Origin of the sequence: Bartonella sp. HY328 (assembly GCF_025449335.1) — a bacterium.
Lineage (GTDB): Bacteria > Pseudomonadota > Alphaproteobacteria > Rhizobiales > Rhizobiaceae > HY038.
The window spans coordinates 2,488,745-2,502,064 of record NZ_CP104883.1 but is presented as its reverse complement, the minus strand read 5'-3'; the positions used below and the strand labels follow the sequence as shown (position 1 = coordinate 2,502,064).

Annotated in this window: 9 protein-coding genes; 5 read left to right on the top strand and 4 right to left on the bottom strand. The window is 41.0% G+C overall.

What is annotated here, in order from left to right:
* Positions 1-19: 19 nt before the first annotated feature.
* Positions 20-1,015: a LacI family DNA-binding transcriptional regulator gene (locus N5852_RS10690; RefSeq protein WP_262097780.1), complete on the bottom strand. Its 996-nt coding sequence runs from the start codon at positions 1,013-1,015 to the stop codon at positions 20-22.
* Between the two features lie 214 nt (positions 1,016-1,229).
* Between N5852_RS10690 and ptsP the strand changes: the two genes are divergently transcribed.
* From ptsP to N5852_RS10675, 3 genes are all read left to right on the top strand, one after another.
* Positions 1,230-3,776 (top strand): phosphoenolpyruvate--protein phosphotransferase, encoded by a 2,547-nt coding sequence (gene ptsP, locus N5852_RS10685; RefSeq protein ID WP_262097779.1) that lies wholly within the window; start codon positions 1,230-1,232, stop codon positions 3,774-3,776.
* A complete protein-coding gene (locus tag N5852_RS10680) occupies positions 3,776-4,708 on the top strand; it encodes a 1-phosphofructokinase family hexose kinase (RefSeq protein ID WP_262097778.1) in 933 nt (310 codons plus the stop codon). Before ptsP ends, N5852_RS10680 begins: the two co-directional genes overlap by 1 nt.
* A 126-nt stretch (positions 4,709-4,834) precedes the next feature.
* The gene (locus N5852_RS10675) at positions 4,835-6,607 is read left to right on the top strand and encodes a PTS fructose transporter subunit IIC (RefSeq protein WP_262097777.1); all 1,773 of its coding nucleotides are present in this window, start codon (positions 4,835-4,837) and stop codon (positions 6,605-6,607) included.
* A gap of 101 nt (positions 6,608-6,708) precedes the next feature.
* Here the strand turns inward: N5852_RS10675 and N5852_RS10670 are convergent, their stop codons facing one another.
* Complete coding sequence (locus N5852_RS10670; RefSeq protein ID WP_262097776.1) at positions 6,709-7,560, bottom strand: LOG family protein; 852 nt, start codon at positions 7,558-7,560, stop codon at positions 6,709-6,711.
* 143 nt (positions 7,561-7,703) lie between these two features.
* Between N5852_RS10670 and dapD the strand changes: the two genes are divergently transcribed.
* Positions 7,704-8,558 (top strand): 2,3,4,5-tetrahydropyridine-2,6-dicarboxylate N-succinyltransferase, encoded by an 855-nt coding sequence (gene dapD, locus N5852_RS10665; RefSeq protein ID WP_262097775.1) that lies wholly within the window; start codon positions 7,704-7,706, stop codon positions 8,556-8,558.
* A 234-nt stretch (positions 8,559-8,792) separates the two neighbouring features.
* On the opposite strand, the gene N5852_RS14745 is transcribed toward dapD, so the two are convergent.
* On the bottom strand, positions 8,793-9,242 hold the full coding sequence (locus N5852_RS14745; protein ID WP_410004211.1) for a DUF805 domain-containing protein: 450 nt from the start codon (positions 9,240-9,242) through the stop codon (positions 8,793-8,795).
* A gap of 847 nt (positions 9,243-10,089) precedes the next feature.
* On the opposite strand from N5852_RS14745, the gene N5852_RS10660 reads away from it, so the two are divergent.
* A complete protein-coding gene (locus N5852_RS10660; protein WP_262097774.1) occupies positions 10,090-12,504 on the top strand; it encodes a membrane-bound PQQ-dependent dehydrogenase, glucose/quinate/shikimate family in 2,415 nt (804 codons plus the stop codon).
* A gap of 208 nt (positions 12,505-12,712) precedes the next feature.
* Here the strand turns inward: N5852_RS10660 and N5852_RS10655 are convergent, their stop codons facing one another.
* Entirely contained in the window at positions 12,713-13,162 is a 450-nt protein-coding gene (locus tag N5852_RS10655; RefSeq protein WP_262097773.1) for a DUF805 domain-containing protein, read from the bottom strand.
* Positions 13,163-13,320: the final 158 nt, after the last annotated feature.

Here is a 13,320-nt window from a genome sequence, read left to right as displayed (position 1 = left end):
ATTGGAACCCCATCAATCTTTAATAATTGCGAGTAGAATTCCTAAAAATCGGCTGGCCAGATAATACAACTAGTTCAGGATCGATGGAGGGCTTTTCCATACGCTGAAATAATAGCCGCACCGCTTGTTGGGCAATATCTTCTTTGGGTTGGTCGATAACGCTTAATCCACCAGCGATGAGAGCCGCCCAAGGCTCATCATCAAATGTTGCAACTGATAATTGTTGTGGAATAGATATTTTTGCCTGCAACAAGGCTGTGCAAACACGCAGGGCTAAAACTCCATTGCTGATAAAAACACCGTCAATATCGTTTATATTTTCAAAAATAGCAGCAATCTGGGAAAGTGATGAACCATGGGCGATAGCTTGGCTATTGGCATCTAGCCCCATCTCTTGAATTGCCATTTCATAGCCGTTTTTGCGGGCAAGACCAGTAATGCTATTTTGGCTATAAAGACAAAGAATTTTTTTTCTGCCATTTTTAACCATATGTCGAATCATCTCATGGCTGGCATTTTCATTATCAATTTTCACTTGGTCAAATTTCGCATGGGGAAGGGTGCGATCAATCAAGACTAAGGGAATAGAAGCAGGCCAATTATCAAGATTATTAAGGCCTTCAGGTGTTGAAGCAAGAATAACACCTGCGACCCTTTCTTCGATCATTTGCGATAAATGTTGTTGTTCACGTTCGGTATTTTCATCGGTATTGCATAAAATAATACGAAAACCTTCCTTTTCTACTGCCGTTTCAATGAGGCGGGCAATATTGGTAAAAAAGGGATTGCGAATATCAGCAACAATTAATCCAATAGTTTTGTTTTGTTGCGAACGTAAGCGCCGTGCTGCCAAATTAGGCCGATAGCCAGTTTTTAAAATGGCACTTTCAACCTTTTCGCGCATATCATCACTAACTTTACCATTGGCAAGGGTACGTGAAACGGTTGCCGTTGAAACGCCAGCAGCTTTAGCAACATCTTTGATACTAATTGTTTTACAGGAAAATTTTACCACTGGTATTCCGTCATGTTTATATTAAAATTTCTAGTGAAAGTAGCAAGGCCTTAAATAGGATCTTCTATATAAGGCTATTCTAAGGATTTTTGAATAATATGTTTATTAATTTGCAATTTATCCATTTTTTATTTCATGAAATATAATCGACTTGACATTAAGTAAGAAAACGTTTTCACTCAATGCACCTTAAGTTTTAATTTAGGATTATGCAATGGCTTTAAATAGCACTTCCTCAAAAGAAAAACTCATCCAGCTTGGTAGCGATGTCATTGACAAAAAGTCGGCGATTGAAGCTGTTGGCAAATTATTAATTGATGCTGGTGCCGTAGATGTGGGCTATGTAAACTCTATGTTGGGACGTGAAGGCGTTGCTAATACTTGGTTAGGTTCAGGTGTTGCCATTCCTCATGGCATGGTTGAGGATAAAGAGCTAGTTAAAGAGGATGCAGTTGCAGTTTTGCAAGTACCCAAGGGGGTTGACTGGGGAAATGGTGAGGTGGCCTATCTTATTTTTGGCATCGCGGCTAAAGGGGAAGGTCACCTCAACACATTGCGTCAATTGACAAGATTGTTGCGAAAGCCGTTTGTTTTAGAAAAGCTTATCAAAACCAATGATAAGCATGATGTTGTTGAGGTCGTTTTTGACGGTAATGATAGCGCGCAAGATGATGCTGGCGCAAATCTTGCTCCAGCTAAAGATTTTGCCATTTGTGAAGAATGGTTGGTTGATTACCCAAACGGCCTTCATGCGCGGCCAGCATCTGTTTGGATTGATGCGGCAAAAGCAACTAAAACAAAATTGCAGGTACGTAATGGCAATGTCATTTCAGATGTTAAAAGCTTGGTATCCTTGCTTGAACTTAATGCCAAGGCTGGTGATATAGTTGTTTTTTCAGCAGCTGATGATGATGGAGCAGATAATGCACGCCAAGATTTGCAAACTTTTATCAAGGCGGTAAAAGGTTTAACCGCCTCAGAAAAGCAAGCTGCAGAAAAAGCAGCACTTAAAAAAGCTGAACAGGCGATGACCAATTGGTTGCCGCCATCAGGAAAAACTCCGATAATTGGTGTTAGCGCTAGTCCTGGCTTAGCAATAGGTGCGGTTTATAAAGTAAGTAGCCAAAATGTCGAAGTTGCAGATATTCCAGTAAGCTTGGCGCAAGGCGGTCCAATCCTTCAACATGCTATTGAAACTACGCGCGCTCAAATGAAAGCGCTGGTTGATGATGTAACAAGGCGTTTGGGTGCCAGTGATGCCGCAATATTTTCAGCACAAAGTGAATTGCTTGATGATGAAAGCCTTATTGCTGCAACGTGCCGCCATATGGTTGAGGGGCATGGCGTTGCTTGGTCTTGGTCAAAGGCTATCCATGAAACGGCCGAACGCCTGAAGTCCTCTAGCAATCCATTGCTTGCCGCGCGTTCAGCTGATTTGTTGGACGTTGGTCGCCGTGTGCTTGGGCAAATCGATCCAGCTCTTGCCTCTGGCTCATTAAGTGATCTTCCAGAGGGTGGCGTGATTATCATTGCTGATGATTTGTCGCCGTCAGATACTGCAGGGCTTGTCCCCGGCCGTGTCATTGCAATAGCAACAGCCTTAGGTGGCCCAACGTCTCACACCGCCATTCTTGCACGTACGCTTGGCTTGCCTGCTGTTGTAGCAGCTGGTCCCTCGCTGCTTGATGTACGAGATGGGCAATTTGCAATTATCGATGGCAATGGGGGCGGTGTTTGGTTTGATCCTGATAATGTTGATCAAAATGCCGCAAAAGCTGAAATTGAAAAAATTGCAAAAGAGCAAGAAAAGCAAAAGGCCGAGCGGGGACTTCCAGCGACAACGCTTGATGATTATACAATTGATATTGCTGCAAATATTAATCAACCTGAGCAAGTACCACTTGCTCTTTCGCAAGGCGCCGAAGGCGTTGGACTTATGCGAACAGAATTTCTATTTTTAGAGCGCGGCGATACTCCTGATGAGGATGAGCAATATGCAACCTATCGCGCAATGCTTAATGCATTAGGCGATAAGCCACTTATTGTCCGTGCGCTGGATATTGGCGGCGATAAGCAGGTGGCGCATCTTGATTTACCCCATGAAGAAAATCCGTTTTTAGGTGTGCGCGGCGCACGCTTATTATTGCGGCGGCCAGATCTTCTTTATCCGCAACTGCGCGCTTTATATCGTGCAGCTAAGGATGGTGGCAATTTATCCATAATGTTTCCAATGATTATGTCGCTTGATGAAGTTTTGGCTTTAAAAGAACGAGCGGAAGAAATTCGTCAATCTATTGGTGCGCCAAGTGTGCCTCTTGGTATTATGATTGAAGTTCCAGCTGCAGCTATTATGGCAGATGTTCTTGCCGAGCATGTAGATTTCTTTTCCATTGGGACAAATGATCTTACCCAATATACATTGGCAGTGGATCGGCAAAATCCTGATCTTGCAGCCTCGGCAGATAGTTTGCATCCATCGGTTTTACGCATGATTGATCTTACGGTTAAGGGCGCAAAAAAATATGATCGTTGGGTGGGAGTATGTGGCGGTATTGCAGGCGATGCTTATGGGGCAACCTTGCTAGCAGGACTTGGCGTTACCGAACTTTCGATGACACCGCGCGATATTCCTGCGGTTAAAGCACGTTTTCGAACAGAAAGCCTAACGCAAATGCGCCAACGCGCTCAAAATGCTCTTCAACTTAAAACCGCAAAAGAAGTGCGCGCATTAGATAAAAAAACTGTGCAGGATAATAAATAATGACCAGTTCCATAACGACCCTTACCTTAAATCCAGCAATCGATGAAACCGTTTATCTCGATGATCTAACAATTGGCAATGTTCATCGCGCAACTTCAGTGCGCTTTGATGCAGGTGGCAAAGGCATTAATGTTGCTGCATGTCTTGGTGCTTATAGCATTCCAGTTGCTGCTACAGGATTTTTAGGCGATGAAAATCTCACGATTTTTGAAAAATTTTTCGCGGCACGTCATGTAGATGACCGGTTTATTAGGCTTAAAGGTGCAACACGCACCAATGTCAAAATTTTAACGCCAAATGAAACAACCGATATTAATTTGCCTGGACTTGCTCCCGGTAAGCTCGAGTTAAATCAGCTTAATACAAAACTTCATGAAGAAAATACTGGTTATCTTGTGCTAGCGGGTAGTTTGCCGCCAAGCTGTCCGCAAGATATTTATGCAGACCTTGTCGCGGCACAGCATGCTCGTCATCATTTTAGTATTGTTGATTGTTCAGGCGCGGCTCTCAATGCTGTTTTGTCAGCTCCATATTTACCAATGGTTGTAAAGCCAAATATTGCTGAATTGAGTGAATGGGCTGGACATAAGTTAACTAGCATTGACGAAATTTTGGCTGAAGGATTTAAATTACAGCAAAGTGGTGTTAGTTTGGTTGTAATATCTATGGGCAGCGAAGGTGCCTTATTTATTTCACGCCATGGAGCAATTCACGCATCAATCAAAATAGAAAATATAGCAAGTACCGTAGGTGCAGGTGACGCTATGGTGGCGGGTATTGTTGCAAGTTTAGTCGAGCATGCTGATTTAGAAGCAACTGCGCGTCTTGCTACAGCTTTCGCCGCAGGAAAATTAATGCTTACAGGCGCTGATTTACCTGAACGCTCGGTGATTTCGCAGTTTTCGCGCGAGGTTATTTGTCGAATTTTGTAAAAGGTGTGGGATTAAATATGGAGAAGCAAGAATATTGGTACTGTATTGCAATATTTTTCGCATCTAATCTGACCACGCTCCGTCATCAAGAATATTAACTGCCGTTAAAATGGCGGGAGGAATAAGATGAAACTCTTTATAGTAATTGAAGAACAGGGCAATCAGGTCCTTGATGTCTTGGCGCGGGAAGCTTTATCAGCTGCCGCGCTTGCAGCAAAATTGGAGGTCGAGATATCGATCAGTCCTAATGGACAGGCTTTGCGTATTCCCGTTGCACGTGACAAAGATGACATTTTGCTGGTTGTAAGCGATACCGTTGGATCGCTTGATAATAGTGGCTATGCCGCACGTTTTAATGGCGGGGATGTTTATAATATTGAACTTGATGATGTCCTAAATGATGCATCGGCAATATTAGCGCGGTTTTCTAATGGCAAAGGCGCTCCAAAAACTGAAAAATCAAATAACAAAGAGACTGATAGTGCAGGCAAAGACAATCTTGGTGGAATAAAAAATATTGTAGCCATCACCTCGTGTCCAACTGGTATTGCCCATACTTTTATGGCAGCCGATGCTTTGCTTGATAGTGGTAAAGAGCTTGGTATTAATATCCGAGTTGAAACACAAGGCTCTGTTGGTGCTGGTACTCCCTTGACGGCAGATGAAATTAAAGATGCTGATCTTGTTATTATTGCAGCTGATCGAGAGGTTGATCGTTCGCGCTTTGCTGGCAAACGTGTCTATGCAAGTGGTACAAAAGTAGCCATTAATAAGGGAACAGATTATATTAAGGAAGCTGCTAACAATGCTAAGCTTCAATCCAATCAGGCTGCAAAAGAAGAAACTGCGCAACAAAATGCTAAAGGTGCAGGTGTTTATAAGCATTTGATGACAGGTGTTTCTTTCATGTTGCCTTTTGTGGTGGCAGGTGGGTTACTTATAGCATTTGCCTTTGCTATTGGCGGTATTGGTGTTGATAAAGAAAGTACTAGTTTTGCTCATACAATTTTTAATATTGGTGCGAAAAAAGCCTTTGCTCTCATGGTTCCTATTCTTGCCGGCTATATAGCCTTTTCTATTGCTGATAGACCAGGTCTTGCACCTGGACTAATTGGCGGTCTTTTCGCTCAAGAAATTGGCGCGGGCTTTTTAGGAGGAATTATTGCAGGATTTTTAGCAGGCTATTTCGTATTGGCAATGATCAAATTTATTAAATTGCCGCGTAGTCTATCTGGATTAATGCCAGTTTTAATTATCCCGCCGATAGCAACCGCCTTTGTCGCCCTATTCATGATCTATGTAGCGGGTGATCCAGTTGCACAAATTAATCATGGCCTTGAAGCTTGGCTGAAAAGTTTAGGTGGAGCCAATGCTGCACTGGTAGGACTTATTATTGGTGCTATGATGGCGTTTGATTTTGGTGGTCCAGTTAATAAAGCGGCTTATGCGTCGTCGGTTGCTTTAATAGCTCAAGGGATTGGTGGGCCTATAGCTGCGGCAATGATTGCAGGTATGACGCCACCAATAGCATTAGCTTGTGCATCATTTATCTTTCCAAATCGTTTTACCGATGAAGAGCAAAATTCACGAGTTGCAACTTTTATTTTAGGGTTGGTCTTTATCAGTGAGGCCGCAATACCGACTGCTGCTCGCGATCCGTTTCGGGTTATACCATCCCTTATGGTAGGTTCTGCATTCGCTGGTGCACTTGCTTATGGTTTAGGCACAAGTTTGAGCGCTCCTCATGGCGGTATTCTACTTGTGCTTATTCCCAATGTGGTTACAAATTATTTTGGTTATTTTGCTGCTTTAATAGGTGGGAGTGCTGTATCCATTATGTGTCTCGGTTTGTTTATGAGACCCATTAAGAGTAGCATAAAAACCGCAGCCAATGCTTAAAATTTTGCCTTGCAAACAAAGATTTGAAAATAAAGGCTTTGCTCGTTTTATAGCAAAGCCTTTTTCAATATTGTGATTTGAATGTAAATTATTATCATTGTTTAAACTGGGCTTTTTAAATCATAAAAATTGCGGATTTTTTCCCAGCCTTCTTGCGCGGTGTCCACATAGGTTAAGAGATCCAAATCATCCGGCGAAATCGTTCCTTGATCGGCTAAAAATTCAACATTGATGGATTTTTGCCAAAACTCTTTGCCAAATAAGATGACAGGTACGCGTTCCATGCGCCCCGTTTGTATAAGAGTTAAGGTTTCAAATAATTCGTCTAGAGTTCCAAAGCCGCCTGGAAAAATTGTCAAAGCCTTGGCACGAATCAAAAAATGCATTTTGCGAATGGCAAAATAATGGAAATTAAAACAAAGATCAGGCGTTACATAGGGATTTGGTGCCTGCTCATGCGGTAAAACAATGTTTAGGCCAATGCTAGGTGCGCCTACATCATCGGCACCGCGATTGCCCGCTTCCATCACACCCGGTCCGCCACCGGTCACAATGACAAATTCGCGGTGGTAAGTAGTGGCTGAATATTGCGAGCAAAGCCGAGCAAAATGCCGGGCTTCATCATAATAGCGAGAGGCAAGTTCAAGATTTTTCCGCTGTATGTCGTTTTTAGCCGCCCAAGCATCTTGACCGGGTGCTGGAATACGCGCCCCCCCAAAAAGCACAACCGTTGAGCGAATGCCGCGCTCACTTAAAGTTATTTCAGGCTTCATCATTTCAAGGCCTAAGCGCACGGATCGCATTTCGCGGCGCATTAAAAAGTCTTCATCCGTATAGGCAAGACGATAAGCGGGTGATTGTGTTTGCGGTGTAATGGGAACCTTATGGATAACTGCGGCATCGTCGTCTGAATGGGGAAACGGGGTCCAACCCTCTTTTTCTTCAGGAAGCATTGCGTGTCCTTTCATTATTATTTTTAGGTTTAATTAATATTTTATCGTATCAATAGGTATTGCCGGTGGTTGCTGCCTGTACGTTTTGCAAATAATATGCTTAATGGGTTTAAAGTTTTTTAACATCAGTAATGGAGATTTTTATGACGCAAGCAAATTATCATGCGTTGGAAGCACTTATTGAGCAAGCCTTTGATGCACGCGATTCTATTTCAACCGATACAAAAGGTGAAGTGCGCGATAGCGTCGAGCATGTGCTTAACCTTTTGGATAAAGGCGAGTTACGTGTGGCAGAACGCCGTGATAATGGCGAATGGCATGTTAATCAATGGGCAAAAAAGGCTGTTTTACTTTCTTTCCGGTTAAACCCTATGGAACTTATTTCAGGTGGCCCTGATGGTTCATCATGGTGGGATAAGGTGCCATCAAAATTTCATGGTTGGGGCGAAGAACAATTTAAACAAGCAGCCTTCCGCGCTGTTCCTAATGCGATCGTACGTCATTCTGCTTATATCGCACCTAATGTTATTTTAATGCCATCTTTTGTCAATCTTGGCGCTCATGTTGGCGAAGGGACAATGGTTGATACTTGGGCAACTGTTGGTTCATGCGCGCAAATTGGTAAAAATGTGCATCTTTCTGGCGGTGTCGGTATCGGCGGTGTATTGGAGCCATTGCAGGCAGGTCCAACAATTATTGAAGATAATTGCTTTATTGGTGCGCGCTCTGAAGTGGTTGAAGGCTGTATTATCCGTGAGGGTGCGGTTCTTGGTATGGGCGTTTATATCGGCAAGTCTACCAAAATTGTTGATCGCGCAACAGGTGAAATTTTCTATGGTGAAGTGCCACCTTATTCGGTTGTTGTTTCGGGTAGCCTACCTGGTAAAGATCTTGGCGATGGTAAACCAGTGCCAAGCCTTTATTGTGCGGTCATTGTTAAACGTGTTGATGAAAAAACCCGTTCTAAAACATCAATCAACGATTTGTTGCGCGATTAAGTTATAGGGCAAAAAACATTAAGGCCGACAAGTAGTAAAACAGTTTGATGCGCAAAATTATAATTTTGTTTTTGCGGTATTAGCTAGTTTTACCATATATTTAAATCCATCTATGCTCATGCATGGATGGATTTAAAATTTTTAACAAGGTTAAAAAGTGAGTTGAGTTATGATTGCGTTTAACAGCATAGCAATCTAATTGTTGTCTTTAAATTACTAGGTCCTGACCCTAATCTATTGAAATGTGTTTTGATAATATGTAATTGCATAGGGATTATTGCCAAATCGGTTTGGGGCTGCATGGCCTGGCTTGCAAAGCAAAATTAAGTAGATAATCGTAAAAACAACCCCGATAAGTGGCAGCATTTGGAAGGTGAAATAGAATAAAATCCACCAGCCAGATCTATTAACATCATGAAGTCGCCTAACACTGACTGCAAGGCTTGGTATAATAATTGCCAAAAACCATATAAACCATACAGACGGTAGAAATGTTATATAACGTGTTGAGTCTGGTTCTGATGAGCTAATCAATGATGCTAGAATAGCGCTAATTATAACCATCACGGCCAGACTAATAAGGTTAAACAGTGTAAACCACCAATATTCAGATCGCGATGCCCGACTGTTGAAATCTGCATATTTTAATCGCAAACACGTGTAAATTGCCGTTTTAAATTCCATTATACTTGCCTATTTTCTTCATTATATTTTTGATTTATTGTTCATGATGTGAAGAATATCAATGTAAAAAATTTATTTGTTATATTAAGTCTTGTACTCGTTAGCGCAAATTAGAATTTACGTATAGTGGTTAAATGAAACAACATATTGTTTGTTTGCGTTAAAGAAAAGTTCGCTATCATTACCGTCTGAAAAAACGTAAAGCCAACAGCGCTCCCTCTCGGCATGCAGCCATTAAGAATATTGGCATATTGCAAGTAAACCGAATTATTATAAAATATTGGGTCGATAGGATTTATATCTTCTCATTTAAAAGCTTTGCCATCTATGATGAGGTCTTCGTGATATATATAGGAGCGATATTAATCATATTTCCATGTGGTTTTAAATATTTGCCGATTAATTTAAAATTCGTAAAAATTTTGAATATAATAGTTGAGATCAAAATTTGGGGGAACTTATATTGGTCAACTTCTTGATTTAATAGTTCAGGATAAACGTGATATATTATTGTCATGTAATATTCTCACAAAAGATAAAAGGTGAGATTTACGCGTTTTTTATGCAAAACTTGCCTGAACTTACACAGATAAGTATTTGGGTTTTTATCACAGTTGAAGATAATTGCTTTTGCATTCGTGCTGCGCCATATTATTAAAGAATTATGGGCCATCAACAGCGCAAAGATATTGTCAAAAAATTAATAAGGTAAATTTAAAAAAGTAGAGTTATTCTATTTTCTCATAAATATGTATAATTTAAATATATATTATTTGTTCTAAAATAAAAGTGATTTGATGCTTTCTTATTAATCTATATCGTTACCTTGTCTTTGCTGGAGGTTGCGATGAATCATAAAAATTCTCGATTTGGAACATTTTTATTAAGAATAATTGCATTTGTTATGGCTATCATGGGCCTTTATCTTGCAATAATGGGCGGTTATTTGGCAATAAATGCTGGCAGTCCCTATTATATTATCGCTGGATTAGTGAGCCTCATCGCTGCATTTTTATTGTGGCGCGTTAACATATTTGGTGCTTGGCTTTATCTTATTCTTATGGCAGGCACTATTATTTGGGCTTTATGGGAAAAGGGTACAAATTTTTGGGGGTTCTTCCCAAGAAGTTTCACTTTATTGGTGATGACCTGTCTTGTCTTTATCTTCTTTCCTTTAGCAAGGCAGTGGTCGAGCGCCTGTCGTTTACGCAGAATTTTTTGGCCTATTGGCGCGGTTATTGGCGTTTTTTCAGCTTTTATTTTTCTCAATTTGTTTAAAGTCCATTACTTGGTCAATGATCCACAGGCAGCAAGTGGGAAGGCTGCACTTGCGATGAGTGGTACAGGTGATTGGACCCATTATGCACGTAATGGAGAAGGGCGGCGTTTTGCGCCTTTCAACCAAATTAACCAAGATAATGTAAAAGACTTGGAAGTTGCATGGACATTTCAAACCGGTGATATAGCAAAGGGACAAGCGGAAGATCAAAATACACCATTGCAAATTGGTGATACTGTTTATGCTTGTTCACCACATGATATTGTTTCGGCACTTGACGTAGATAGTGGCGAAAAACGTTGGTCATTTGATCCCAAGGCGACCTCGCCACTTTGGCAGCGTTGTCGCTCACTGGCCTATGCTGATCTTGATAAGAATACTATTACATTAGCGCCGCAAACCAATAGTATTGGAGCAGATGAAAATACTATAATTGCGCGCAATACAGATTGTCGCCAACGCATTATCCTTGGTACCATCAACACGCGCCTTATCGCCATTGACGCTAAAACCGGCGCTAAATGCTCTTCTTTTGGCAAGAATGGCGAAGTTGATTTGCGCCAAGGTATGGGCGAGGTTGATCCAGGTTATTACATGCAAACTTCAGGCCCCACTGTAATTGAAAATGGTATGATCATTATTGCCGGTTGGGTTTGGGATAATATGTCGCTTGGTGAGCCATCGGGTGTTGTGCGCGCTTTTAGCGCCGAAGATGGTTCGTTAATCTGGGCGTGGGATTTGGGTAATCCTGCAATTACCAAAGAGCCACCACAAGGTGAAACTTATACAAGGGGTACACCAAATGTTTGGACAACGCCAGCCTATGATGAAAAATTAGGCCTTGTTTATTTGCCAACTGGTAACGAGACGCCTGACTATTGGGGTGGAAAACGTACCAAGGCAGCTGATGAATATAATTCTTCAATCGTTGCGGTTGATTATCATACAGGCAAAGAAAAGTGGAAATTCCAAACCACCCATCATGATTTATGGGATTATGATATTCCAGCCCAGCCTGCACTTTATGATGTGCCAGATGAAAAAGGCAACCGCATCCCTGCTATTATTCAAGTCACCAAACGCGGTGAAATTTTTATGCTTGATCGGCGCGATGGTACACCCATTGCAGAGGTGCAAGAAAAAAACGTACCCCAAACAGGTGTTGCTGCTGGTGATTATGTGTCGCCCACTCAGCCTTACTCAGTTGGTATGCCACAAATTCGTTATCCCGAATTTAAGGAAAGCGATATGTGGGGCATGACGATGTTTGATCAGCTTTTGTGCCGTATTGACTTTAAAAAGATGAATTATCAAGGCGATTTTACCCCGCCATCAGTACAAACAACAATTCAATATCCCTCTAATCTTGGTGGTATGAATTGGGGAAGTGTCTCAATTGACGAAAGTAAAGGCTATTTAATTATTAATGATATTCGTCTTGCCATGGCACCACAATTAATTCCCCATGATGAAACGAGTGATGGCATGAAAGCTGGTGATGGCCATATTGGTTATAGTCCGCAAAAAGGTACGCCCTTTGGCGTAACAACCAACTATTTTCTCTCGGCTTTGGGGGTTCCTTGTAATACACCACCTTTTGGCACTTTAACTGCGGTTGATCTTGCAAGTCGTAAAATTGTTTGGCAAGTGCCACTTGGTACAACGGAAGACTCTGGTCCTATGGGATTAAAAATTGGTTTGCCAATTAAGGCTGGTTTGCCAAGCCTTGGTGGGCCGCTTGCAACGGCAGGTAACCTTATCTTCTATAGCGGCACCCAAGATTATTATTTAAGGGCATTTAATAGTGCCACGGGCGCAGAAATATGGAAGTCTCGGCTGCCAGTAGGTGGGCAATCAACGCCAATGACATATATTTCACCTAAAACAGGTAAACAATATATTGTTTTAACCGCGAGTGGTGCACGCGGTCAGCCAGACCGCGGCGATTACATTATTGCCTATCGTTTGAAAGAGAAAAATTAGTTTATAATTCGACTATAAACGGTCAAAAAGCAAAAGGGCGCATTTTTAAATGCGCCCTTTTAAAATTCTGTTGCGCAAAACTAAACAGACGTTTTTTATATTGCTATTATATAAAATAATAATAAATTTACATTGAGACTGTTATTGTGATTAAACTTTTGCAATTAGCTAGCAAGTTGAAGTAGATGTTGATCGTTTCAAATTGTGCTTATTTAAATGTCTCTTGATAATCATCTATGGCAAATGGACTATTGCCAAAACGGTTTGGACCTTCACTTCCAGGCTTACAAAATAGTACAATATTAACAACAAAGGCTATTAAGTTTATAAGTGGAATGCATTGTAATAAATAAAAAAGCAAAAACCACCAGCCAGTCATATCAATGTCGTGAAACCGTCGTACATTGACGGCAATTATGGGAATTATAAGAAAAAGGACCCATAGTATTATCGGTGCAATCACGAACACATGATAAGCTGATCCATATAAGCCCATTGAATCTAAACTTACTGCAATTAAAAGACCAATACTCCCAATGCCAATAATACTTGTTATATAAAACAATACAAACCACCAAAATTCTGATATTGATGCACGATCGCTGAAATTTGCGTATTTTGGTCGTAAGCAAGTATAAATAGCAGTTTTAAAATCCATTGAGCCCTCCTAATTGCAAATATATATTTAGCTTTATTACCGATAAATTATATTATTTCAATATGAAATTGATATTATAAATAATAAATTAAAACTTTTAAATATTCTAAAAATATTAACGGATAAAGGTTGGAGAGGGGCAGGTTTGATATCTATAG